Raw genomic sequence first — 25552 nt, forward strand, 5'->3', positions numbered from 1 at the left:
GGGAACCTTGCTTGCGCCGTCGTCGATTATTGCTGTGGACGGTCCGAGAGGGCGAAAGCGTTGTGCATGTGCTCGCTGGAAATGTAGAGCACCTTGTCGAGCAACTGCTTGCTGCGCGCCTCGAGATAGTCGGCCATGCGCTGGTTCGCGGCTTCCATAATCGGACGCGCAGCATCCGTCTGCCGTTCGTCCAGTACCGATTGCGCCTGCTCAGCGGTTTGCGCTTCTTGGCCATCAACCGGCGCGGCCGCGGCTTTCCGCACCGCCTGCAAAAGCCGCGCATCGGCCTCGGCGACGAAACGATGACCGTGCGAGAAGATGTCCTCGCGGAACGCCTCGACGGCGCTATCGGTCAGGTCGAAGTGCGCATCGGCGAGCACCGCGATGAGACGGTTGGTCCAGTAGAGCGTGGAAGTGGAGACCTCGCCGGTCGTATCGCGCAGATACGCGGGCGTGCGCGAAACGTTGGTATAGAAGGGCGCGTTGGCGGTTGTGGGCTGTGAACCAAACGCCAGCCACATCACGGATCGGTAGCTCGCGGCCTCGGCGGGCAGATAACCGCGGATCTGCATGATCGCCAAGTGACCGGTGCGGCTGATGCCGATCGGACGGAAGCTGTGGCGCGTCGCCGGCGTACCCGCGTGACCATACGGATCGTACGGAGTGTCCTGATAATGCGAGCTCAGCACGACGCTCACGTCTTCGATGCTGACCTTGCTTTCCGGCCTGCGCACCCACGGGATGTCATCGGAAATCGGCGTATAGCGGGCGGCAGGCGAATCCCAGTCCTCGCTGGGGTTGAGGCAGCGCTGCATGTACCAGGCACGCGGGGTGTTGTAGATATGGTCGCGGAACGTCGAGGTGCCGAAAAGCTTGCGCGGGTTGAGATGACGCCAATGCTCCTCGGAGCTGTCCATGCTGCGGTCGAGGTGGTTCGCCTCGATGAACTCACGCAAATCGGCCGAGCAGAGGTAGTCGCGGGTGTCCGTCTCGCCCGGCTTCGGTTCGGCCAGCGCCTCCACCAAATCGAAATGGTCAAGACCGAGCTGGTTAGGGATAGCGGCATAGCAATCGTCGGGCACGCGACGGGCGATCCAATGGTGGCCGCCGATAGATTCGAGATACCACACCTCGTCGCCGTCACAGATACTCACGCCGTTGGCCTCGTAGGTGCCGTAACGTTCGAGCAACCCGCCCAGACGGATGACACCTTCGCGTGCGGAGCGGACGTAGGGCAGCACCAACGTGATGATGTCCTCTTCGCCGATACCGCCGGGAATCTCGCGGCGGGTGCCGGCTGAAATCGCGCTTTCAGCAGGGTTTTCACCAGCGGCTTTACCACCCACAAATCCGCCGGGCTGCAGCCGGCTCTCGCCACCATGGGCAAGGTACACGTCCAGCCCTTGATTGGCGATGTCATCGGCACAACCCGCGTCATAGGGTTCAGGCTCGCCGATCGACGCCCACAGCGCATCGACGGATGGTGCGGGCTCAGTGCTATTGACGCCGTTATGACCCGTGCCAGAAGCGACTTTGCCATCACCATCAGCGGGCACGGTATGCAGCTCGACCATCGGATCGGCGCCAAGCACGCGTTCGTTGACGGCGATGGTCTCGGTGGCGCTCATCGCCACGTTGCGCTCGCTCACACCGGCCTCGGCGAGGATGCCGCGGTTGCGCAGAGCGTTTGGTGCCATGACGTAGGCGCACGGATCGTCGGGCAGATCGATTTCGACGTGGCTCAGCACACTGCGGTAATGGCGAGGCTGGTCGGCCGGGCTCACGGCCACGAACCGCTTCGGATCGTAGCGTCCGCCACCGCTGTCGTCATTGCGCGCGATGAGCGTGGATCCGTCGTAGCTGGCATTTTTTCCTACAAGTAACGTTGTGCAAGGCATGGCCCCAGTCTACGACCCGGTTGCTATGAACCACGCGCCTGCCGCACGTCGGCGGAAAGCGAATATGCCAATGAAACATCGCGCCAATCCTTGCCGACACACAACATCGTCATATACGTTCTACGTGCGCAGCGAAACCTCTTTCCATCATCGCCGAGCCGTTCTATCATCAAGGCAGATTACCGGCATCCGCCGAATACGGCAGACGAATCAGAAAGGAGCCAGCACATGGCAGACAACGTGAACATCGAGATCTATGGGGCCGACTGGTGCGGCGACTGCAAGCGGGCGAAGGCGGCGCTGGAGCGTTTCGGCGTGGCCTACAACTGGCACGACATCGAGCACGAGGACGGCGCCGAGGCCAAGGCCATCGAAATCAGCGGCCAGAAGCACATCCCGGTCGTCCTCTTCTCCGACAGCAGCTTCCAAGTCGAGCCCAGCGCCACCGACCTCAAGACCAAGCTCGAGGCCTTGGGACAGCTCTGAGCGCAACATGCGGGTCGCGCGTTTTCACGCATGTGCGGCAAGCGTTCGACCCGCAGACCTGTAAATCTCACCCTATTTATTTATCTATTACGTGATGTGAACCCTCAAGCCAAACCATCGCTTCCTGCAACCGCACCCGATACGACACACAATATCCCACATCTCATCTGTTACAGCAATCGAATCGGTCGCTCCAACAACACCAATCACTCCAAACGAATAATCTTTATTACATATGGTGTGATATTACACATATTTGTGCTTACTTTCTGATAAAATTTATCCTCGTATATACTGCCGTCCTTGCTGATTCCGCATCGGGACAGCGATATTACGGAGAGCCAGACAAAGAAGAGGGCACATCATGGGAGATAAAGGGAGCGGCAGCAGCAGACGCCGTCGGTCAATCGTTGCAATCATCGCCACCATCATCAGCGTTGCGATGTTCGTGCCACAGACCGCATCCGCGGGGCAGCCCGCGATGTTCGGCTCCGGCCAGCCACCGGGGCAACCCACCACCGCGCAGACGGCATCGGCATCAGCATCAGCAGAAAAGCAAGAAAACCAGTCGAGTTCCAATTCGAATCAGACATCCGACCAATCCGGCCAATCTGCCGAAGCCGCCGCAACAGCAACCCCACAACCCTCATCCACATCGGGCCAACAAGTCCAAAATCCCTCAACACCGGTCTCCTCCCAGCCGACGCAACCGGCAACGCAACCGGCAACGTCCAAGCCCACTTTGGCGGCACCCACTTCACCGCTGACCGCAACGACGCAGCAGACAAAACCGACACAACAGCAACAACAGCCGCAAACGCCCAAAGCCCAATCCGGCACCTGCAATATCGGCCAAAGCACCATCGCCGACTGCTTCCCCGACCCGCAGCTGGCACAAGCGGTGGCCGAAGCGTCAAATTCCAACACCACCACCGTCTTCTCACGAGACATTATCAGCAAAATCCGGTATCTCGACAATTTACGAGGTATCGGCAATCTCGAGGGCATCCAATATCTGGGGATTACAAGCCTAGAGATCGATGAATACGCGAACCCAAAGCTTCGTGATTTCACACCGCTCTATCAGATGCACAATCTCTCTTTCCTCAAACTCCACGGTTTCGACCGATCACAGAATTACCCCACTGAGGCATCCACCCCAATCAATCTAAGCCAATTCTCTTCGATGCCGACATTGCAGTTTCTCATACTCGAGCAAGACCTCATCACGGCCGACCAATATCGGTGGGAAGAAAATCATTCCCTTTACGGATTGAGCCTCGAGGCTTCGACAGTCACCGATGACTTCACAATGGAATCAATAGCCTCATTCCGGAACCTGGCGCAGCTCAATATCAATGCGCTGCAAAGGCAACGCGACTATAGCGTCCCACCCTCACAGCAGCAACCCATCGATCTTACCCCACTCGGACAATTGAAAAATCTCAAAGCGTTGAGTGCAATGCTCCTGTTCAAAGATCCTAGCATAAGCAACCCCGACAATCCCAGCGACAATAAAAAGCCCTTGGAACTCAGCTTCATCGCCCACCTCAACCAGCTTATTTGGCTCGATCTTTCCGGCACAAACATCAAAGACATCACGCCACTGAGCTCGCTCACGCACCTTGTATACCTTGATCTGAGAGGGAACGCAATCGATGACATCACGCCTCTGGCAAGCCTCACCAATCTAGGCAATCGCAACGGCCTCTCTTCCGATGACCAACAAAAGATACTCGGTGGCATCGGTGGCTGCATACACCATGACCCGGACGAAATCGCCCTCAACCTGTCTTATAACAAAATCAGCAACATGGATGCGTTGAAAGACTTGCCCAGTCTCGACAAGATCGATTTGTCGTACAATAACTTCACTAAGACGACCATTCACGTCCCGCCTCACCTTGAGAATCTTGATTTGTCAAACAACAACATCACCAAGGTGACATTTACCGACCAATCCCTACCTGATGTATCGCTCAATAGCAATAAATTGACCAGCATCCCCACGTTTGCCGCATCAACAAAAATCAGCAGACTGGATTTGAGCAACAACAGCATTGACAATCTGAAAGGGATCGAACAGATTACCGGCATAGATAGCCTGATCTTGCGTAACAACCGCATCAGCGACCTGACCCCGTTGACCGGTCTTTTCCCAACTCTCACCAAGACCTCGCTGTCCAGCCTCAATTTAGACGGCAATAACATCACCGACATCTCGCCTCTTAGCGGACTACCAGAATATCAGTGCGCAGCATGGTGGTGCCACACCGATCGTCAGGTTTCCGTCAACAGCCAGAATATCAAGCTCAAAGACGTTGGCTCCGTAGACCGCATTGCCATCAAGACGGCAAAAGGAATCAACAGCGAATACCTTCAACCCGAAAGACTACGCCCAGCATCCACCAGCCACTACGACACCGACACCGGCACCGCGACCTGGGGGTCGCTGGCCGGCACCGACACCGCGAGATTGGACTTCGTTAGCAGCCCGCCCACCTTCAGACACAACGGCATCAGCTTCAGTGGCACGATATCGCAACGGGTTCTCGACTCGTACCAGGTCTCCTTCACGGACACCTATGACAGTTTCTCATCATATCCCACACAACACATAATCAAAGGCCAAAAGGCCGCGCGCCCATCCAAAGACCCTACGCGCTACGGCTACAAGTTCATAGGCTGGCAGGTCCAAGAGGAAGACGGCTCGTGGTCTAATTACGACTTCAGCTCACCCGTCACCAGCGACATCACGCTGCGCGCCGCATGGAAACGCGTCTACACCGTCAGTTTCGACTCCAACGGGGGCAGCAAGGTCGAGAACGTTCAGGTTCCCGATGGCGACTCGCTGTGGTCCGTCGGCTATGACGTTCCGAAACTCACCGGCTACAAGTTCGCCCACTGGCAGATACAGAAAAACGGCCAATGGGTCGACTTCGATTACAACTCACCAATTACCGACAACATCACGCTCAAGGCCAGATGGAAGGCCCTGTATAAAGTCACCTTCGACACTGGCGAGGGCGGCACCGCCATCGATCCCCAATACACTGCAGGCTGGGTGGTCCACGTCACCCCTCCGACCCGCACCGGCTATGTGTTCGTCGGCTGGCAATACGACAAGGACGGCAACGGCAAACTCGTCGACGCCGATCTCACCTCAGGCGTCAGCATCAACCGTGACACCACTTTCATAGCACAATGGATAGCAGGCACCAATGGGTGCTCAATCGGCGTGAGCAAAATCGCCAACTGCTTCCCCGATCTCACCTTTGCCGGCCAAATCGCCAAGGCGTTGAACGCCGACGTCACCTCGACCTTCACACAAAAGATGGTCGACACCACGAAGATCCTGAATCTCAGCGACAGCAGTGCCACATCCATCGAGGGAATCCAGTATTTCACCAATCTGACCTCGCTCAATCTCTCCGGAATGCGGCGAATTCAATCCATCGAACCCGCAGGCACACTCACCAAACTCACCTATCTGAGGCTCAACCAAACGGGCGTTTACGACCTTGCGCCGGTCGCCAAGTTCAAGAACCTCACACAGCTGGAATCCTCCGGAGTCGCGCTCAGCGACATCTCAGCAATCAAGGGACTCACCAAGCTCACCGATCTCACCATCAACGGCAGGACAGGAAGCACCAACGGCATCCAAGACATCTCTGCGATCAAGGGACTTACCAACCTGACCTCGCTCAACCTGGCTTGGAATGCGGTCAGTGACTTCGGGCCGATCCTCGGTCTGCAAGACCTGCACTATCTCAACCTTTCCGGCAACGCCATCACCAAGCTTCCGTCGGCAGAGCAAATAGCCAAGCTCGACGAGCTTACCGAAATCCACCTCGACAGAAACTCCCTGACCGACCTCAAGCCGCTCACGGCGCTTCCGGAACTCACGACGGTCTCGTTCGCCAACCAGTTCGTCAGGGCTCCGAAATCGGCGACTTGGACCAACGCCACCATCAAGACCCCCAAGTTGCCCGATGGGTCGTTCCTCACCTCCCCGAGCCTGAACCCGGCATCCGGCACTTACGACCAATCTACCGGCGTCGCCACATGGGCCAAACCGGAGGACGCGGATCAGGTGTCCGTGTCGTTCAACCAGAGCGTCAGCATCAACGACGCGGCGAGCGCCCTGTTCTCGGGCACCATCACCAGCGCCCTGCCCGCCCGCAGCAAGTTCTACGTCAACTTCAACACCGGCTGCGGCATCACCGTTCCCATGCAGACCGTCTACGAGGGCAACACCGCCCAGGAGCCGCCGGCGCCGACCCGACAGGGATACGAATTCAAGGGCTGGCAGTATCAGGATGGCAACGTATGGACGGACTATGATTTCAGCAAGCCCGTCACCAAAGACATCACTCTTACCGCCCAATGGAAACGCATCACCCACAAGGTCACCTTCGACACCGGCAAGGGCGCGTCCACCATCACCCCGGTGAACGTCGGCGAGGGCGACACGCTCACGCTGCCCCAAACCCCAATCCGCGAAGGCTACAATTTCGTCAACTGGCAATACAAGGATGGCAACGGCCAGCTGGCCGATTTCAACCCCAACCAGCCTATCAACAGCGACCTCACCCTGTACGCCAAGTGGGCGCGCATCATATACAAGGTAAGCTTCGACACCGGAGAAGGCGCGAGCACTGTGGAAGCGCGGAATATTCCATATGGAGAGCCGATCGGCTCCGTCGCAAAGCCAACCTTCATCGGCCATACCTTCAAAGGCTGGCAGATACGCGGCAAGGACGGCAAGCTCACCGACTGCGACCCCGCCACAACAATCGTCACCAGCGATCTGACACTCATCGCCAAGTGGGAGCGAACCGTCTACACGGTCCTTTTCAGAACCGACGGCAGCCCTGTCAACATGCAAAAAGTCGCTTACGGCGACAAGGCGAACAAACCGGCCACCGACCCAACGCGCACCGGCTACACCTTCGCTGGCTGGCAGATATATGACGACGAAGACGGCAAGATCGTCGATTATGACTTCGACACCCCCGTCACCAGCAACATCACCATCATCGCCAAGTGGACCCCCATCCCCTACACCGTCACCTTCGACACCGGCAAGGGCAGCAAGGTCCCTCCGCAGACAGTGAATTACGGGGAAAAGGCGCACAAGCCCGCCGACGAACCGACCTATGAGGGCTACACCTTCATGGGCTGGCAGATACGCGGCGAGGACGGCAAACTCACCGACTACGACTTCGACACCTCGATCACCGGCGACACCACCCTCATCGCTCATTGGACGCTGACGCCCTACACCGTCACCTTCGTAACGAACGGCGGAACCCCGGTACCCGAGCAACGCGTCGCTCCCGGAGACCCCGTCAAGCAGCCCGAGAACCCGACGCATAGCAGGTATGCGTTCGCTGGATGGAAGACCAACCTCGCCCTGACCGGCAAGAACTACGATTTCTCGACACCGGTGACACACGACCTCACGCTCTACGCCAAGTGGGTCATCTACGGCACCTGCATCATCGGGCAGAACTCCATCGCCGATTGCGTACGCGACCCGAATCTTGCCGAAGCCATCGCCGAACAAGTGGGCAACGCCGACCCGACATCGGTGCTCACCCAGGAGATGGTGGACTCCATGACCACACTCGACGCCGCGGACAGGGGAATCAGAAGCCTCTCCGGATTGGAGAACTTCACCAACCTCACCACCCTCGACCTCTCCGACAATGGCCTCACCAATATCTACACCCTGAGTAAGCTCACCAGCCTCACCGACGTGAATCTCAGCGGCAATTACCTGGAAGACACCGAGACACTGGCCACGCTTCCCGCTTTACGCACGTTTGACTTGACAAATCAGACACTGCAATACAAGATGCGATCCCTGTCGCCCGCAACCTATGACACGCCAGGAATGAGCACCATCAGCTCGCTGGACGCCACATGCGACCCGACCGGCTGCCAAATCCTCTCCGGCCAAAACCTCATCAACCGCCGTATCACCGTCTATGCTCCGGTGGGAGTGAACCTAGTCATCGCTCACGTAAAGCAACAAGGCACGTTGAACCACGCTTCGGGAACCTTCAGCGCCAATGTGACGCTCTTCACCCAGCCACCGAACGGCGATGGCGATGGCGACCCCTCATCCCCCGGAGGCAGCTTGCCCCCAGACGGCGGAAACGGGAGTTCGAAAGGCGGAAGCCTCACCGTCACCTACGCCGCGTTCTTCAGATCCGAAGGCGGCAGCAAGGTCAAGACCCAGACCGGCCTGCACGATGGCGACACCGTGACCAAGCCGAAGGACCCCACACGCGCCGGTTACACGTTCGGCTGCTGGCAAGTTCGCAAGAACGGCAACGGCGAGCTCGTCGACTATGATTTCTCGACGCCAGTGACCAGCAACCTCACCTTGCACGCCACGTGGACGCAGGGCGACCCCGAACCCCCGTCACCGCCAACATCCGGGACCCACACGGTCACCTTCGACACCGGCGAGGGCGGCAGCACCATCAACCCCATGCAGGTCAAAGATGGGCAACCTGTCGGGACGGTGGCCGACCCCACACGCAACGGGTACACGTTCAAGGGCTGGCAGATCGACAACGGCAGCGGCACGCTGGTCGACTACAACACCGCCACCACACCGGTCAAGTCGGATATCACCCTCGTGGCCAAATGGGAGGCGAAGCCTGGTACGCCTGGCAATCCCGGCAACCCCAATCCCGGCAACCCCGGTAACCCCGGTCAGCCTGGTAACCCCGGCAATCCCGGCAAGCCCAATCCCGGCAAGCCCAATCCCGGTAATCCCGGCAATCCCGGTAATCCCGGCAATCCCGGCAATCCCGGTAATCCCGGTAATCCCGGCAATCCCGGTAACCCCGGTAACCCCGGCAATCCCGGCAATCCCGGCAACCCCGGTAACCCCGGCAATCCCGGCAACCCCGGTAACCCCGGCAACCCCGGCAACCCCGGCAACCCCGGCAATCCCAATCCCGGTACGCCCGGCAAGCCCAATCCCGGCAACCCCGGCACACCCAGCAATCCGAATCCCAGTAACCCTACACCCGGCAACCCTAGTAACCCCGGTAATCCCAGCAATCCGGGTCATCCTGGTACGCCCAGCAAACCTGGTACCCCCGGAACGTCGGGAACACCGAGCAACTCCGGCAAGCCCACGTCCCCGAGTAATCCGCATCAGACGGGACAGAGCGACAGCAACAAGCGTCCGGGCGCAGCAAGCACCACGGACCCCGCCAAAGGCAAGTCGAACCGCAGAATCGCCGTAACCGGTGCTTCCGTCGTCGCAGTTGCGCTTATCGCGGCCGCCGCACTCGCCCTTGCCGCAGGCATCAAACTGTTCGGAAAGAGCAAAGGCCGCCATAGGGGCTAACGCCACCGGCAATATCTAGACGCGTGGGCGCTACGCCATATATTTCATGCGTAGCGCCCACGCGTTTGTATTATCTACCATCTTGGCCATACGTGTCGTACGCACTCAGCGCGTAGCTGGCGTAGCCATACTGCGGGGCACCGCCGAAGACGATGGCCATATTGAGCCCCTCGATCAATTCATCTCGAGAGACTCTCGCATCGGCCGCCGCACGCACATGCGTCATGATGCACCGTTCGCTGCCACGCGCCACACCCATCAATACGGCGATCAGCGCCTTGGTCTTGCCGTCAAGCGCCCCCGGCTTCAAGGCGTCGCGCTTCAAGGCCAGAAAGTCGCCGACCACCTGCGGGCTGGCTTCCTTATACGCGTCGCGCGCAGCAACAAAACGGTCTGTTTCCTGGGTGATGGCTTCGTCAATCATTGCTGACCTCTTTTATCGTTCATCGGTTCAATATTTATTGAACTAGTTTGACTATCGTATCATGGAAACATGAACGACCAGCTGCACACCGACCCCAAAGACGTCACCCTGCCACAAGCGATGTTCGCTTTGAGCGACCCGCTTCGACTCCGCATCGTTGCGCTGCTCGACGCCAACGGAGAGATGCATTGCGGCGACATCTACCGTGCGCTGGGCATCACCAAAACCGCGGCCTCCCACCATTTCAAGGTGCTTCGAGAATCAGGCCTGGTCTGGCGCGACCACCACGGAGTCCAGCAGAGCGCCCGTCTCCGCCGCCCCGAATTCGACGCGGTCTTCCCCGGCCTGCTCGACGCCGTGCTCAGCAATTTCGACAAGCGCACTGCCTGATTGCTTCGGAAAATTTCGCAACCCCTAAAACAAAAAGGCACCGCCGAACGACGGTACCTTGCTTGTGCCCCCGTGAGACTCGAACCCACAACCCACGACTTAAAAGGACGCTCAACAGAAAAAATTCTGGCGAGCATCCCTTCTCTGGAACAAAAATCAGGCGGTCTGCAGCGGGCCTTGAAGCAGGTGACGCAACCACTCGGAACGATTGGTACCATGCTTTTGCGCCTGCCGGTCAGCATTCTTGCTCCACGACTCAGGCACCAGCACCTGAAGCCTCACCGTACGCTCCTTCTTCTGCCCCGCGCGCGGACGGCCGAGCATAACGGCCTGCGCGTCATCGACATTGTCCATGCCGGTCATTTCCATCAGCATGGCCGCGGCCTCACGGCTCGCCTGCTCTCCTGTCGATTCGACGGCCTTTGAATCGTCCCATTCCCAGTGCTCGAGATCGCTCATAATGCCTTTCCTTTCAGTCCTTGTTCCAGAAGTTGCCCTGTTCGGCGTTTACATGGAAGACCACCAGCCTGCCGCCGGCCTTCTTCATCATCACCTCGATAGTGGGCACCAACGCGTCGCCACGGTACTTTCCCGTAAATTTGAAGTACGTTTCCCCGTGCGAGACGAAGGTCAGCCTGCGAGTCTCATGGAGGAACGCGTACAACACGTCCTCCACCGTGTAGCCGTGCCGTTCAGCCGACTTCGCGAAAATAACCCCATCAGAACTCATGAATTAATTATACTCTAAAAGTATACTCTAGCCAAAACGATTAAACACACCTTATCTTTTAAATTACGCACACTGTGTCCCAGATACAAGTACCCAACTATGCTGTATAACAACAATGACAGGCGGGATGAAGATAGTGTATCACAAAGAGCATTGCGAGCGAACTAAAAACTTTCGCAACTTCCGCAAAACAAAAGAAAAGATAACTGACACCTATAACGCCAAACGCATACGAAGAAAACGATTGTGACAATGCGTCTTCACCATATCCACTACTTTAATTTTGACAATCTGGCTCTGCAAGAAACCGCTCTTTTCTACTTACGGAAAATTCTCAATACTGCTATATTTCTTAGCCGGCTTCGAAATCGCATACTGTATATTGGTATCCAACTTTGCGTACCGTTTCTACATCAGATTGCTCAACCCTGTATCAAGGGCGATTTTCGCGTCCAGCTCGATATGTTTCTTCTTTTTGCCTCTATTCTTGTGCGGGTTATTACGCAACCCAAATAACCGACAACTATTACGCTACTTGCTCTTATTCTGTTCAGCTATCATCACCTGCATGGCGATAGCTTGGTTCATGGATTTCATATTCGACTTTACACAATACTTTTTAAGACGAGACACTAAAACCAAACAGCCACAATCAATCGCTTACAAACCTGTATTCGCTACCTGATCCTCCTTAAATAGCGCTGCCTGCACTATTTTTCTTGGTGCCGGATCGCTTACTCTTGGCGCAACCATACAAATAATCTTCAACGCAACAGCCGTATATTACGTTCTGTACTGGATCAGCGCGGGAATTCTCTTCTTCTTATTCGCCCTATGCATTGTGAGCTTTATATATATCCCAGCTCAGTTTTCATCTTTACCTGATATTCCACAACGGAAAAGCGCCATCTTGCAACGTATCGTGGCAATGTTCCTCATTCTTATATTGCTCGCAATATTGATATTGCTTATCTGGCGTCTTATAGAAATCATCCTAGAAGATACGACAATCGCTTGGGAAATAGTACCGATCATTTTGATATTATGGCTATGGTTATATCTAGGCGCTGCCACACGCAAAGGAAACATCAATTTCGTATACCGAGCAAAAATCTTCTGGAGCAAAATCGGAATCACTGCCTATTCGCTTTTCTTGACATTTCTTTTTCTTACCGTCATTGAAGCACATCTATTTACCGATAGCGATTGCCTCATCATTCTTATACCAATCCTTTTAGCTATGATTGTCCAGTGTTTTGTTGTGATTCTCGCTTTGAACGATGCACGTCATAGTAGAAACCTAAAATGGGTTGCCGACACATTCCCTTATCAGGTCGCGGGAATATTGTTCTGCGGCTTGGCAACAACCCTATTCATTTTCGAATTACTTAGACTCAACGCTCTTTTACCTGAACTACATAAATTAGAAGTACTAGCATTGAACGACCCCAGCAAAAATCAGCTGGTTGCAACATTGCAAATATTGCGCGGAAAAGATGGCTTTCCAACCACAACAGCAACCATTATTAAAGAAATGATGACCACTAATGAAGTCGGTATCGCCACCATTCGTAATTTGCTTTCTGCAATGAGCACATTCATCACATTTACTTTTATCACCGAATTATGGAAAATGCGCGCTTTTGAGAATCCGACCAAAACTCCTTGGGAACGAATACAAGAAATACCGTCTTGGTTTATTCAAAAAAGTGTCAGCTGAGACAAACACTCAATCATGTCCGTCAAAGGAAACAGCCAGATAAAAGCAAACGAAATGACTAAGAAAGGGCCTGCCCGAACAAGCCGGGCAGGTTTTACCGATCAGCGATTGCGCCTATCCTCATAGTCCATCACCAGCAGATAGCCAGTAACGGCTATCAACATAACGTCCACGACGAAACTATCCGTCTTCGCAATGAAAACGGCAAGCAGCGCCGTTATGAACTCCTGCAGATGATTGCTCTCGCTCGGTCCTTTCTGTTCGTTGGGCATGACGATGCCTATTCCTTGTACAGTGCCGCGCCACGTCGGACGCGGCAGCGGCGCACAGGCCGGGCAGCCCGCGCGATCACTTCCACCCACACCATATGGGCTTCCGCGACGGATACAGCATATCTGAAAGGCTGAATCTTGAGGGGCGGTTATACTAGGGGTATTGGTTGACTCACCATTCGTTCGCACTGATAAAGTCGGGCAAAAAAGCTTTAGCGGACGACGCCAATCAATAAGGTGTTTTCAGCGCCTTTTGTACAGTGCCGCAGGTCGGTATTCAATTCTTTGGATGCCGACCCAACGGTTTCCATATCACAATCAATTGATTTCACTCACCGGTTCTGCTATGATTTCCGCCTGCAACTTTCAATCATCCTATTACCCGGGTTATTTGTGTAAGATCGCGGAGCAAAATGCCATCACGGGCGGCAACGACTATATAGCAAAAAACAAAACCACAATTCCAAAGTATCCCGGAATAGCCTATAACTCGAAAAAAGTCGCCAGAAACAAGCCCGGCGACCGAAAGTGCCCCCCGTGGGACTCGAACCCACAACCCACGACTTAAAAGGACGCTGCTCTAACCATTGAGCCAGAGGGGCAACAGAACACTATTATACAGCCACTTCTCGATTTGCGTGTCAAGTTTTGCGTGTCGCAATAATCTTCGCACTGATTCCATTCAAATCGGCATGTCCAAACCGCTTCTGCCATAAAAATGCCACTCAGACACCGCCAGCAGCCCCTTGATGGCATTCATCAATAAGTCCTGAAGTCCTGCCTAAAAGTACCGCTGAATATCAGCAACCGGCTTGTTTATGGCGGAACCAAAACCACAGGGCCGCAGGGCTACAGGAACAACTCATTTCTGCCGCGCCGATCCAACATCTCCACGATGTTTGCCGCGCGCAAGCCACAGGCCAAGCACAAAAACCACGACGCCGAATACCAGCGGCATCCACAGCGTCTGCAGCGGCGCAGCGCCACGAAGCCGATGCGCGAAAGCGACCTCGCACATCCCGATAAGCCCAATCGCCGCAACGATTTTGACGATGGTCGCCGGCCAATTGGCTCGCCACGCGTGCACGAGCGTCGGCACGGCGCTGATCATCAGCACGACGTAACAGACCCGCGCCACCGTCGCCCAACCCTCGACCATGCCGACCGGTCCAAGCACACCGACCACCAGCGCGAGCAGCACCAATACCCCCGCGACAATATGCATCCAACGCCAAACAGCCATAACAGCCCCGATTCGTTCTCTCATCCCGCTCACATTGTCGAATCGAATTGGATACCGCAATAATGCGATCAGCAACGATCAGTCGGCAATGTCTTATAAAGGAGAGGATATACGAAAACAGTCGCCGTTACCGGTTTTTAGATACATTTTCACCAAATCCGTCGCAAAAATCAGGTAGATAATCCGCCAGCTCGTAAGATGGGCAGGCAATCAGACAACCAAACAGACAATCAGATGGGCAAGCAAACAGACACAGGCGGGCAGGCGAGCAGTCATTCGGTCAGACAAACCGACAATCAGACAGACAACCAAGCAGTCAACCAGACAAACAAAAACGAGGCTCCAACTTAATGAAGCCTCGTCCGATCAACGTTCCAGCTCTTATATACCTTCACACAGCCGCATTCGCATTCGCATCAGCATCGAGTAGTAAGGCGCACAGCCGGAACCGCCGCGTCCTTTACAGCATAACGAGCGGGAAACCGTGGGAGACGACGAGGCCGGCCACCGTGACGACGACTACCAGCACAATCGGCACCCAGATGGCCACAGCCGATGCCGTATCCTTGCTTTTCTTCGCAAACCCGATTTCCGCCAGCGCGATCAACGCGAGCGCAAGCACAATCTTCACCACCAGCAGCACGCTGATATGCGGCCAGGCGTGAACAATCAGCACGACGCCGCTCAAAATAATGAGGATATAGCAGACTCGGGCAATCATCGCCCAGATCTTCGTCATTTTCGCCGGCCCCAGCAGCCCCACGGCCACCGCGACGATCAGCACCACGCCGACAACCAGATGCATCCAAGCCCAAAGCATACCAATTCCCCACTTTCACAAACAACTCAATACCAATACTTCAAATCATAGAGCGCCTGACCGCTACTATCAACATCGCTCGTTGCAAGCGTAGCAATTCCGACACCACACAAGTGCTGAAAAACAACGAATGGCGAGACACCCGCTTGGGGCATCCCGCCATTCGTTCAATTAAATCCAGTCAGGACCGATTAACTCACAATATTTGCTTTCGCTGCCACTCACTCACCCATGTGAGGCACCACGACGGCGCGCTTGGAGAGCTTGCCATCGACCAGCTTGTGGTAGGCGTCGAGCGCGTTGTCCATCGAATAGGTCTCGATTTCGGGGGTGATCAGGCCCTCGCGATAGAGCGCGGCGACCTCGTGCAGCTCAGGCATGGAGCCCCAGTAGACGCTGGTGAGCTCCTGCTGCCACGGGTTGCTGTACCAGTCGTAGGAGGCCTTGCCACCGGCGATGCCCACGATGGTCACGCGGGAATCGATGGCGGAAGCGGCCTGCGCGGCGGCGATGGTCGGCGCGATGCCCACGAAATCGAAGGCGGCGTCAACGCCGTGGCCTCCGGTGATCTTGCGGATGTTCTCGACCTCGTGCTCATCGCCCTTGACGGTGATGGCGCCCTTTTCCTCGGCCTTGGCCATGGCTTCCGGCTTCATATCGGTGGCGATGATGGTGGCACCGGTGATGGCTTTCAGAATCTGGATGGCAATCTGGCCCAGGCCGCCCAAGCCGATGACCAGAGCGTACTTGCCGCCACCCTGCAGGTGAGGCAGCGCAGCCTTGATCGCATGATACGGAGTCAGCGCGGCATCGGCGAGCGGGGCCGCGGCGATCGGGTCGGCGTCGCCCAGCGGCACGAGGTTGCGTGCGGGGACGACCATGTACTCGGCCATGCCGCCGTCGCGTCCGAGGCCGATGGCCAGCGACTTGTTGGTGGCCATGTTCTCGCAGTAGTTCTCTTCACCCGCGACACAGCGCTTGCAGTGGCCGCAGCCGGTGGGGCCGTAGACCAGGTAGGCATCGCCCTTGTTGAAACCGGTGACGCCGGTGCCGACCTCTTCGATCCAGCCGGAGGTCTCATGGCCGAGGATGAACGACGGCTTGGTCTGCGCGCCGGTGACCTCGTCATAGTCGCGGAACACCGAAACATCGGAATGGCAGCAGCCTGCGCCGGCGACCTTCAGCAGCACCTCGCCCGGCCCTGGGGTCGGCTTGTCCACTTCTTCAAGTGAGGGGAACGTCTTATACGCTTTAAATACAACGGCTTTCATAGCTGTCCTTTCGTTTTCGGGGATTGTGGTCACACAACACAACCATGGCAACCATGGACGTGGACTTGCGCAACCCCAATACTGTATCGCTTCTCTTCCTGCTTTGGAAGCGAAATCGATATCTACAATCATACAGTTTCAAAAGACTTTAAACACCAGAATATCAATGTTTCTGCAGTTTTGTATAGAATGTCACAAAATCAAGGCAAGCTTTTGCCTTTCGTGTTGACGCAGAAATTCGTCAAACGTTTTACATATTCACTCACTAAGCGTCCCGTGCACCTCCACCCCGCATACCGCAGGACGCTCAGATACGATGCCATTTGACGATTGATGGCTCGAGCGCAAAACCGTCATGAATCACATTTCGCCTATTCGCAGGCGACGCCGTCATGGTCCCGATCCAAAGCGGCACGGTACCCAGGCTGGCCCGAATACAACGGCGCCTTGCCTGCGGCACGCACAGCGGCGCAATTCCGGTAATAGGCATCACCGCCGTCTTGCGGTGCGATGGGCGCAGGCGCGACAGGCGCAGGAGAAGCGGGAGCAGGCGCAGGCTGGGCGGAACCCGTGTCGCCGCTATTCCCCGACTGGGAACTTCTGGAGCCTCCGACAGCGCTACCGGCCGACGCGCCAGATTGGGACGCCGCCGCGTTCCGGGCAAACGGACCGTTATCGACCGGCACCGTCTGCGTCGGGCACGAAGCGAGCACGCGTTGCATCGCGGCTTTCTCCGCCTTGGTAACCCACAGGCCATACTTGTGTTTCACGCCGATCTGGCGTGAAACATAGGAGCAACGGTAAGACTTCTTCTTCGGCAGCCAAGTCGCGGCGTCACCGTCGCTTTTCTGCTGGTTGCTCGGCCCGTCGACGGCCAGCAGATTATACGGGTCGTTGGCCATCTGCTTGCGCTGGCCAGCACTGATCTGCTGCGCCCCGGTCTGCCAGGCGTTGGAGAGCGCAACGACATGGTCGATCTGCACCTTGGACGAGGTCTTTTTGCCCTGCTTGAACCGAATCGTCTTGCCGGTATACGGGTCCTGCAACGTACCCGACATCACCTTGCAATTCTTGGTCCTGGCCTTGAACTTCTTGTCTTTGAGGTCGCGCCCCAAAATGTCGTTGCGGGTGTCGCAACCGTTGCGATCCACATCGGCCCAGGCCCGTCCGAATTGGGCTCGCTTATAGCCCGTTTTGGGCGCGCGTCCCTTGAGCGGCAACGATTCCAGCACGCTCGTGGCGCTCTCGCCCTCACCGGTTGTGTCGGACACGGCGACTGCATCGCCCGCCTCGTTGGTGTTGGCCGAAGCCCAGTCGGGAGTGAAGGTGACGGAAAGCACCGGAACCAACAGCACCGCTGTCAGCATGGCTATGACCGACTTCAATGATCTTGTTATCGTATTGCCGATATTATTCGTCATCGTTTTATTCGTTATCGTATTATTCGCCGTTTTCGTCGTCATCCTGTTCGCGTGATCGTGATTCATAACGTAGTCAGTCATCAATGGTTTTATCTGTGTCCTCAAATACCTATCTATCAACTGCGCTCAATCCGCAGCATCTCATCGCTTCCAATTCTAAATCACCGAACCTACGTAGATGCGTATTGTGAAATCATCATGCGCCGAACGCCGCCATCCGCAGCCGGCCGATGTCAACGACCGCGCAAGACGATGCGGTATTCGACCGTCCTCTCACGACCGAATACCGCAGACCGATCGCCTCAAACCCTCGCCGCCGGACCAACGTATCCAACCCTGTCGCCTCGAACCCATCGCCGCAGACCACATCAGCAGGACCATCGTCTCCGAACCCATCGCCGTAGGCTCCTTCACCTCAGCCCCAACGCCGCAAGCCCCAACAACCGGCACGGCAACGGACTTCAGCAAATGGATGCAACAACGTCAGCGGGAATACGGAATCATCGTAATATGATAAATACATGCTGAAACGAACATCGCCGCCGACCCCTTGCGCCCCCGCCGAAATTCGGCGAACAACATAAGAGTCAGGCTATCTGCGCAATCTCGCGCTGGGAGTATATAAGTAACCATGACCACGATCAAAGAGGTAGCCAAAGAGGCGGGAGCATCGGTGACCGCTGTCTCAATGGCGCTGAACCACCGGGAGAACGGGCACGTCAAGAAAGAACTTGCCAAGCATATCCGCAAAATCGCCAAGGAAATGGGATATCGCCCCAATCCCCTCGCCCGCTCCCTGCGTACCAGCCACACGCGCACCATCGGTTTCATCAGCGAGGAAATCGCCACCACCCCGTACGCCGGAGAGATGATTTTGGGCGCTCAGGACGCCACGAGCGAGCTGGGATACATGATGCTTTTGGTCAACGCGGACGACGAAGGCGACGAAGCCGGCGAGATCGACGCGCTCAGACGATACGGCGTGGACGGCTATCTTTACGCCAAAATGTACGACAGAATATCGAGCATCCCCAAGCCTCTTTCCCACGAAAAAACCGTCCTCATCGACGCGACGTCATCGGACGAAAGCGTGCCGTACATTGTCCCCGACGAAGTCGCCATGGGCTACGATGCCACCACATACCTCATCGAATCAGGCGCCAGGCGCATCGCCTACATCGGCTGCTGCGAAAATCTCCTTGCCGAACCGCTGCGCCTGAGAGGCTACCGAAAGGCCCTCAGAGAAGCGGGACTGCCCTTCGACCCGGAACTCATCGCGAGCGTGGCCAACAACGGCGTCGCGCTCAAGGCCGTCTCCGAGCTGTTCGATCGCGCGCACCCCGACGCCTTCTTCTGCTTCAACGATGCCCGCACTTGGTACGTCTACCAGTGCGCCGCGCAACGCGGGCTTGAGATTGGCCGCGACATCTCCGTGGTCGGTATCGACAACAACCGCATCATCAAGGAGACCTTCGAGCCGCGACCGACCACCATCGCGCTGCCCCATTACGAAATGGGTTATTGGGGCGCACGCAAGCTGATCTCGATGATTGAGGACCGCGATCTGCGCCCGACCGACAACAAGAAAACCGTCGCCGCAATCCCGGCACTCGACGCACCGAATCCAGTACGCATCCGCTGCACGTTGCTCGAACGTGGGTCCGTGGCCAATAGGGGTTCCGCAATCAATACGAGCTCCGCAGCCAAAAACAGGTAAGCATTCGGGCGCTCGTCTGCGTCCCCGGCCGGCGCTTGATGGCACATCGACAGACATTTGCCGGCACATCGGCAGACACCTATCTATATTCCGGTAAACGCTTAGCGGTATTCCGACAGACGCCTGCCGACATTCCGATAGACGTCTGCCGACATTCTGTCTGTTCTACCGACAGATACTTGGCGGAATCCCACTCGTCATACCTGCATAGAACACCACCGGGCTCTCCGCCCACCCGCCCGGATATACGACAGTTGCGACGATAGGAACACACAAACGTCGCGCCTAACGTACCAGGGCCGAGGCAAGTCATACGGCAACTACGCCGGAAACAGCATATCGGCGTCACATTGGCCGCGCATTTACCCGAGCATGCGGCGAGCTCGGCACCAACGCTTCAAGCCGATTGACCAAGGCGATACCGTGATTATTAGATACATGCATACCAATAATCCAAATATATGGTTCCTCTTTATCCGAAAACGCCGGAAACGATTTACAATTTGACGTAAATCGTTTCTCGCCGTATATTTTTACCAGTTTCTTGCCCAGGGCAATGCCGCAGAATTCGGCAAGGACGACAGTAAAAAGGCATCGCGTGGCAGCAATGCCGAAAAGAAAGGTGATGAAATGGCAATTAAAGGCGCCAAGACGTACCGAAACCCCTCGTATCTTCAGAGCTCCACCGGTATCTTCATGTTCTTCTGCTCGTGGGGTATCTGGTGGTCCTTCTTCTCGATCTGGCTGACCAGCCCGGCTCCCAAAGGCATGGGCATGACCGCCGCCCAGCAAGGCGACATCTACTCCGTTAACTCACTGGTGACACTGTTCATCATGTTCTTCTATGGCATCATCCAAGACAACCTCGGCATCAAGCGCCGCCTGGTAATCGTCGTCTCGTGCATCGCCGCATGCGTCGGCCCCTTCGCACAGTTCGTCTACAAGCCCCTGCTTTTGGCTGGCGGCACCACCAAGTTCATCGGCGTTCTGCTCGGCTCGATCGTCCTCTCCGCCGGCTTCATGGCCGGTTGCTCGCTGATCGAGGCCATCACCGAACGCTACAGCCGTCACTTCGGCTTCGAATACGGCCAGTCCCGCGCTTGGGGCTCCTTCGGCTACGCCATCGTAGCGCTCATCGCCGGCCCGCTTTTCAACATCGACATGAAGTGGAACTTCTGGCTGGGCTCGCTCTTCGGCGTAGGCATGCTGTGCGTCTATCTGTTCTGGCGCCCGGCCGAGCAGCAGGAAGAGCTGAAGAAGGAAGCCGACCCGAACGCCCCGCGCACCAACCCGACGGCCAAGGAAATGATCTCCGTGCTCGGCATGGGCTCGCTGTGGGCACTGATCATCTTCATGCTTTTCACCAACACCTTCTACACGGTTTTCGACCAGCAGATGTTCCCGAGCTACTACAAGAGCCTCTTCGCCACCCCGGCCCAGGGCGCGGAATGGTACTCGATCCTGAACGCCGCCGAGGTGTTCTGCGAATCCGCGATGATGGGTGTCGTCCCGGTGATCATGGATCATATCGGCGTGCGCAACTCGTTGCTGCTCGGCGCGGTGACGATGTTCCTGCGCATCGGCCTGTGCGGCGTCTTCCACGACCCGGTGATGATCTCCGTGGTCAAGATGTTCCACGCCATCGAAACCCCGCTCTTCTGCCTGCCGGCCTTCCGTTACTTCACCTTGCATTACGATACGAAACTTTCGGCGACGCTCTACATGGTCGGCTTCCAGATCGCTTCCCAGGTCGGGCAGGTCATCATGTCGCACCCGCTTGGCTCGCTGCGTGACGCCCTCGGCCCGCAGAAGACCTTCTTCACCATCTCCGGCATCGTCCTGCTCGCTTTGATCTACGGGTTCTTCGTGATCAAGAAGGATGACCAACAGGTGGGCGGCGACCCGTTCATTCGTGTGCGCGACCGCAAAAAGGCCGAGGCTCAGGGCGAGGCCATCCAGGCCGATGAGGCGGCGGACCAGCTTCCGGCCTAGCGAGACCTTCCCACCCGGCGCTGCTGGAGGTTTCACGACGCATTCGGACCGATTAGCGTCGTGAAACCTCCAGCACCCGACACTACCGGAGGATTCACGACGCATACGCATCAATTAGCGACACGAAACCTCCAACATCACACCCAACCAGAGGATTTACGACGCATACGCATCAATTAGCGTCACAAATCCTCCAACACACGACACTACCGGAGGATTCACGACACATCCGAAGCAACCAGCGACGTGAATCCTCCAGTATCCCACTCAGCCGGAGGATTCACGACGCCCAGACGATGATTAGCGACACGAAACCTCCAACATCACACTCAGCCGGAGGACTTGCGACGCATCAGCATCAATTAGCGTCACAAATCCTCCAACACCCGACGCCACCGGAGGATTTACGACGCATCAGTACCGATTAGCGTCGTGAAACCTCCACTGCATTCCATCACCGACAAGAAAGGCATCAAAGATGACTACCGAATATCCTGTTTACACCCCGATCCGCGACCATGACGAGGAACTCGCCAAAGCCGAAGCCGGTGTCGAGACGCTCGCCCTCGAACGCGAGGATCGTTGGTATCCCAAGTTCCACATCGCTTCCAACGGCGGCTGGATCAACGACCCGAACGGTCTGTGCTACTACAAGGGCCGCTGGCACGTCTATTACCAGCTGCACCCCTACGGCACCCAGTGGGGCCCGATGCACTGGGGCCACGTCTCCAGCGTCGACATGGTCTCTTGGCGCCGCGAGCCCATCGCCATGGCCCCCAGCCTCGAACAGGAAAAGGACGGCGTCTTCTCCGGCTCGGCGGTCATCGATGACAACGGCAAACTCAAGTTCTATTACACCGGCCACCGCTGGACCAACGGCAAGGACGATACCGACGGCCAGTGGCAGGTCCAGATGCTCGCCGAGGCCGAGGACGACGAGGCCACCAAGCTCAACAAGCGCGGCATGGTCATCGATTGCCCGCGCGAGCGCGTCGATTCCCACTTCCGCGACCCGAAGGTCTTCAAGCTCGATGGCGTCTGGCACCTGATTCACGGCGTCTCCACCGCCGACCACCGCGGCCAGATCTGGGCCTACACCAGCGACGATATGATCAACTGGAAATTCCAGAACGCGCTCTACGATGACCCGGACCCGGACGTCTTCATGCTCGAGTGCCCCGACTTCTTCCCCTTGAAGGACAAGGACGGCAATACCAAGTGGGTCATCGTCTTCTCCGCCATGGGCTCGAAAGCCAAGGGCTACATGAACCGCAACGAAAACAACGCCGGCTACATGATCGGCACCTGGAAGCCGGGTGAGGCCTTCAAACCTGAGACCGAATTCCGCCTGCTCGATTGCGGCGCGAATTACTACGCGCCCCAGTCCTTCGAGGCCGACGGCCGCCGCATCATGTACGGCTGGATGAGCCCGTTCAGCGAAAGCGCGCCCATGCAGTCCGACGGTTGGTGCGGCCAGATGACCCTGCCGCGCGAATGCTATCTCGGCGAGGACGGCGACCTGCACACCGTGCCTGTCACGGAAATCGACAAGCTGCGCATCAACACTTTCGACCACGTCGCCCGCCCCATCGAGGCCAATGAGGAAATGCTGATCGACGAGGATGCCGAGGCCGTGGAGATCGAGCTGGACATCAACCTGAAAGACACCACCGCCGAGCGCGCGGGCCTCAAGGTGCACGCCACTTCCGACGGCTCCTATACCTATGTCGCCTATGACGCACAGGCCGGCACCGTGGTCGTCGACCGTCAGGCCGCGGCCCGTGGCGATCGCGGCTACCGCGCCGCCAAGCTGACCGACGCCGAACTGGCCGCCGACGAGCTCAAGCTGCGCGTCTACGTCGACCGCGGATCCGTCGAGGTCTATGTCAACGACGGCCGCCACGTGCTGAGCTCCTACAGCTACCCGTCCGAAGGCAAGCGCGCGGTCAAGCTTTCCGCCGAATCCGGCGTCCTCGCCGTCGACCGGCTCACTGTCCACGACCTCAAGAGCATCGGACTGGAGTAGTCGGCACCGATAGCCAAAATCCCCATATCATATTGAGCCTGTCATCGACAACTCACGTTGATGACAGGCTCAATTTATCGGTTCAGACGGGTTTAACGACTCCATTCAGCAACCATAAAAAGCGCAATTAAACGAATTTTCACCATCGCTACCTTGCGATTTTCACCGGCCCTACTATAGGATTTTCACCAACCCTACCTTGCGATTTTCACCGGCTCGCATTATTGAATAGTCATTGAACCGGCATGCAACCGACAACCGTCTCTGTTAGCTACATCACAGCGATATCCCGCGTGCCGTCCTGCGAAGCCATGTCCTACCGACTACTATATTTAGCGGTATCGCATTGCCCAATCACTAGATGTAGTGTTGCCGGTGTTGGAAACCAATCGCTCTATGTCAATGGAATACGGGAGAATGAAACGTCTCAAACGTATTCGCGAGCAGCTTGCCCAAGCGCAACGCGGGTACCGGAAAACTCGAATACAGAACGGCATAAAAGTAAGGAACACTCATGACAAACGAGGTCAAACTCGCCGATGACAAGATGATGGCCGATTCGCTGACACCTCCGCAGTGGTCGACGGCCTTCGCCAAGGGCGCGGATCCGAACTCCATGCGCATCCGCCCGGTCAACTGGAACAACATCCAGGACGACAAGGACCTCGAGGTGTGGAACCGCCTCATTGCCAACTTCTGGCTGCCCGAAAAGGTGCCGCTCTCGAACGACATCCCGACCTGGCGCTCCATGACCGAGCACGAACGCACCACCACGGTCCGCGTCTTCGCCGGCCTCACCACGCTCGACACCGAACAGGCCACCGTCGGCGAACTCGTCCAGATCCCCGACGCGCTGACCGAGCACGAGCAGGCCATCTACACCAACATCGCCTTCATGCAGTCGGTGCACGCCCGCTCCTACTCCTCCATCTTCTCCACGCTGTGCTCCTCCGAGCAGATCGACGAAGCCTACCGCTGGGCCGTGGGCAACGACCTCGTGCAGGAGCGCGTGCGCATCGTCATGGAGCAGTACCAGTCCGAGGACCCGCTGAAGCGCAAGGTCGCGGCGGTTATGCTCTCCTCGCTGCTGCTGTACGCGGGCTTCTACCTGCCGCTCTACTTCTCCAGCCGCGCCAAGCTGATGAACACCGCCGACATGATCCGCCTGATCCTGCGCGACAAGGCCATCCACGGCTACTATTCCGGCTACAAGTACCAGCGCCACCTCGAGCACCGCACCGCGGCCGACCAGGAAATGCTCAAGAAGTACACCGACGATCTCTTGAACCAGCTTTACGACCTCGAGGTCAAGTACTCCGACCAGGTCTACGAAGGCTTCGATTTCATCGACGACGTGCAGGCATTCGTTCGCTACAACGCCAACAAGACGCTGATGAACCTCGGTTACGAGGCCAAGTTCAGCGCCGCCGAGACCAAGGTAAGCCCCGAGATCATCGCCGCGCTCTCGCCGTCCGCCGACGAGAACCACGACTTCTTCTCCGGCTCCGGCTCCTCCTACGTCATCGGCAACGCCGAGGCCACTGACGATGAGGACTGGGACTTCTAAGTAAAGATTCCGGTTGCAAAAGTCGACAGATAGAAGAATTGAATGGCGGATTATCGCCAAACCGTTCTCTATCTGTCGACTTTTGTAACTGCGGTTTCCATCCACCCGACTTCAGACGCGCATAGGTCGGCAGATACAATACAGGAATCGGCGGAAAATAGCCGTTCTTGATTTTGCATCTGCCGACCTTTGCGCATCGT

Annotated in this window: 18 protein-coding genes and 1 tRNA gene; 9 read left to right on the forward strand and 10 right to left on the reverse strand. The window is 56.8% G+C overall.

Translation table 11 applies throughout. The features are described from left to right. Positions 1 to 26: 26 nt before the first annotated feature. Positions 27 to 1898: a C69 family dipeptidase gene (locus OZX64_RS08275; protein WP_277172627.1), complete on the reverse strand. Its 1872-nt coding sequence runs from the start codon at positions 1896 to 1898 to the stop codon at positions 27 to 29. Between the two features lie 168 nt (positions 1899 to 2066). Between OZX64_RS08275 and OZX64_RS08280 the strand changes: the two genes are divergently transcribed. Next, positions 2067 to 2384: a mycoredoxin gene (locus OZX64_RS08280; protein ID WP_277175033.1), complete on the forward strand. Its 318-nt coding sequence runs from the start codon at positions 2067 to 2069 to the stop codon at positions 2382 to 2384. A gap of 364 nt (positions 2385 to 2748) precedes the next feature. After that, positions 2749 to 9759: an InlB B-repeat-containing protein gene (locus OZX64_RS08285; protein WP_277172629.1), complete on the forward strand. Its 7011-nt coding sequence runs from the start codon at positions 2749 to 2751 to the stop codon at positions 9757 to 9759. A 70-nt stretch (positions 9760 to 9829) separates the two neighbouring features. On the opposite strand, the gene OZX64_RS08290 is transcribed toward OZX64_RS08285, so the two are convergent. Further along, on the reverse strand, positions 9830 to 10183 hold the full coding sequence (locus OZX64_RS08290; RefSeq protein WP_277172631.1) for a carboxymuconolactone decarboxylase family protein: 354 nt from the start codon (positions 10181 to 10183) through the stop codon (positions 9830 to 9832). 69 nt (positions 10184 to 10252) lie between these two features. Here OZX64_RS08290 and OZX64_RS08295 point away from each other — a divergent pair, with 69 nt between their 5' ends. Further along, positions 10253 to 10573 (forward strand): metalloregulator ArsR/SmtB family transcription factor, encoded by a 321-nt coding sequence (locus OZX64_RS08295; RefSeq protein WP_277172632.1) that lies wholly within the window; start codon positions 10253 to 10255, stop codon positions 10571 to 10573. Between the two features lie 156 nt (positions 10574 to 10729). Here the strand turns inward: OZX64_RS08295 and OZX64_RS08300 are convergent, their stop codons facing one another. Together OZX64_RS08300 and OZX64_RS08305 are read right to left on the reverse strand one after the other, a co-directional pair. Beyond that, the gene (locus tag OZX64_RS08300; RefSeq protein ID WP_277172634.1) at positions 10730 to 11032 is read right to left on the reverse strand and encodes a hypothetical protein; all 303 of its coding nucleotides are present in this window, start codon (positions 11030 to 11032) and stop codon (positions 10730 to 10732) included. Between the two features lie 13 nt (positions 11033 to 11045). Continuing rightward, positions 11046 to 11303: a hypothetical protein gene (locus OZX64_RS08305; RefSeq protein ID WP_277172636.1), complete on the reverse strand. Its 258-nt coding sequence runs from the start codon at positions 11301 to 11303 to the stop codon at positions 11046 to 11048. A 910-nt stretch (positions 11304 to 12213) separates the two neighbouring features. Between OZX64_RS08305 and OZX64_RS08310 the strand changes: the two genes are divergently transcribed. Beyond that, a complete protein-coding gene (locus OZX64_RS08310; RefSeq protein WP_277172638.1) occupies positions 12214 to 13023 on the forward strand; it encodes a hypothetical protein in 810 nt (269 codons plus the stop codon). 101 nt (positions 13024 to 13124) lie between these two features. On the opposite strand, the gene OZX64_RS08315 is transcribed toward OZX64_RS08310, so the two are convergent. The 6 genes from OZX64_RS08315 to OZX64_RS08340 all read right to left on the reverse strand — a co-directional run bounded on the left by OZX64_RS08315 (position 13125) and on the right by OZX64_RS08340 (position 18050). Continuing rightward, entirely contained in the window at positions 13125 to 13295 is a 171-nt protein-coding gene (locus tag OZX64_RS08315; RefSeq protein ID WP_277172640.1) for a hypothetical protein, read from the reverse strand. Positions 13296 to 13824: 529 nt separating this feature from the next. Further along, positions 13825 to 13897: transfer RNA gene (locus OZX64_RS08320), tRNA-Lys, on the reverse strand. 260 nt (positions 13898 to 14157) lie between these two features. Continuing rightward, entirely contained in the window at positions 14158 to 14562 is a 405-nt protein-coding gene (locus OZX64_RS08325; protein WP_277172641.1) for a DUF1516 family protein, read from the reverse strand. Between the two features lie 436 nt (positions 14563 to 14998). Next, positions 14999 to 15358, reverse strand: coding sequence for a DUF1516 family protein (locus tag OZX64_RS08330; protein WP_277172643.1), 360 nt, complete (start codon positions 15356 to 15358; stop codon positions 14999 to 15001). Positions 15359 to 15579: 221 nt separating this feature from the next. After that, positions 15580 to 16629, reverse strand: a complete 1050-nt coding sequence (locus OZX64_RS08335) for an NAD(P)-dependent alcohol dehydrogenase (RefSeq protein WP_277172645.1) — start codon at positions 16627 to 16629, stop codon at positions 15580 to 15582. A 371-nt stretch (positions 16630 to 17000) separates the two neighbouring features. Beyond that, on the reverse strand, positions 17001 to 18050 hold the full coding sequence (locus OZX64_RS08340) for a DUF1524 domain-containing protein (RefSeq protein ID WP_277172647.1): 1050 nt from the start codon (positions 18048 to 18050) through the stop codon (positions 17001 to 17003). Between the two features lie 178 nt (positions 18051 to 18228). Here OZX64_RS08340 and OZX64_RS08345 point away from each other — a divergent pair, with 178 nt between their 5' ends. The 5 genes from OZX64_RS08345 (at position 18229) to nrdF (ending at position 25352) form a co-directional block, all read left to right on the forward strand. Continuing rightward, on the forward strand, positions 18229 to 18564 hold the full coding sequence (locus OZX64_RS08345; RefSeq protein WP_277172649.1) for a hypothetical protein: 336 nt from the start codon (positions 18229 to 18231) through the stop codon (positions 18562 to 18564). A 117-nt stretch (positions 18565 to 18681) separates the two neighbouring features. Next, on the forward strand, positions 18682 to 19767 hold the full coding sequence (locus tag OZX64_RS08350) for a LacI family DNA-binding transcriptional regulator (protein ID WP_277172651.1): 1086 nt from the start codon (positions 18682 to 18684) through the stop codon (positions 19765 to 19767). A 630-nt stretch (positions 19768 to 20397) separates the two neighbouring features. Further along, positions 20398 to 21759 (forward strand): MFS transporter, encoded by a 1362-nt coding sequence (locus tag OZX64_RS08355; RefSeq protein WP_277172653.1) that lies wholly within the window; start codon positions 20398 to 20400, stop codon positions 21757 to 21759. A gap of 478 nt (positions 21760 to 22237) precedes the next feature. Next, a complete protein-coding gene (locus OZX64_RS08360) occupies positions 22238 to 23785 on the forward strand; it encodes a glycoside hydrolase family 32 protein (protein ID WP_277172656.1) in 1548 nt (515 codons plus the stop codon). Positions 23786 to 24299: 514 nt separating this feature from the next. Then, entirely contained in the window at positions 24300 to 25352 is a 1053-nt protein-coding gene (gene nrdF / locus OZX64_RS08365) for a class 1b ribonucleoside-diphosphate reductase subunit beta (RefSeq protein ID WP_277172659.1), read from the forward strand. Positions 25353 to 25552 lie beyond the last annotated feature (200 nt).

It is taken from the genome of Bifidobacterium sp. ESL0704 (genome assembly GCF_029392075.1).
In the GTDB taxonomy this organism is placed as follows: Bacteria; Actinomycetota; Actinomycetes; order Actinomycetales; family Bifidobacteriaceae; genus Bifidobacterium.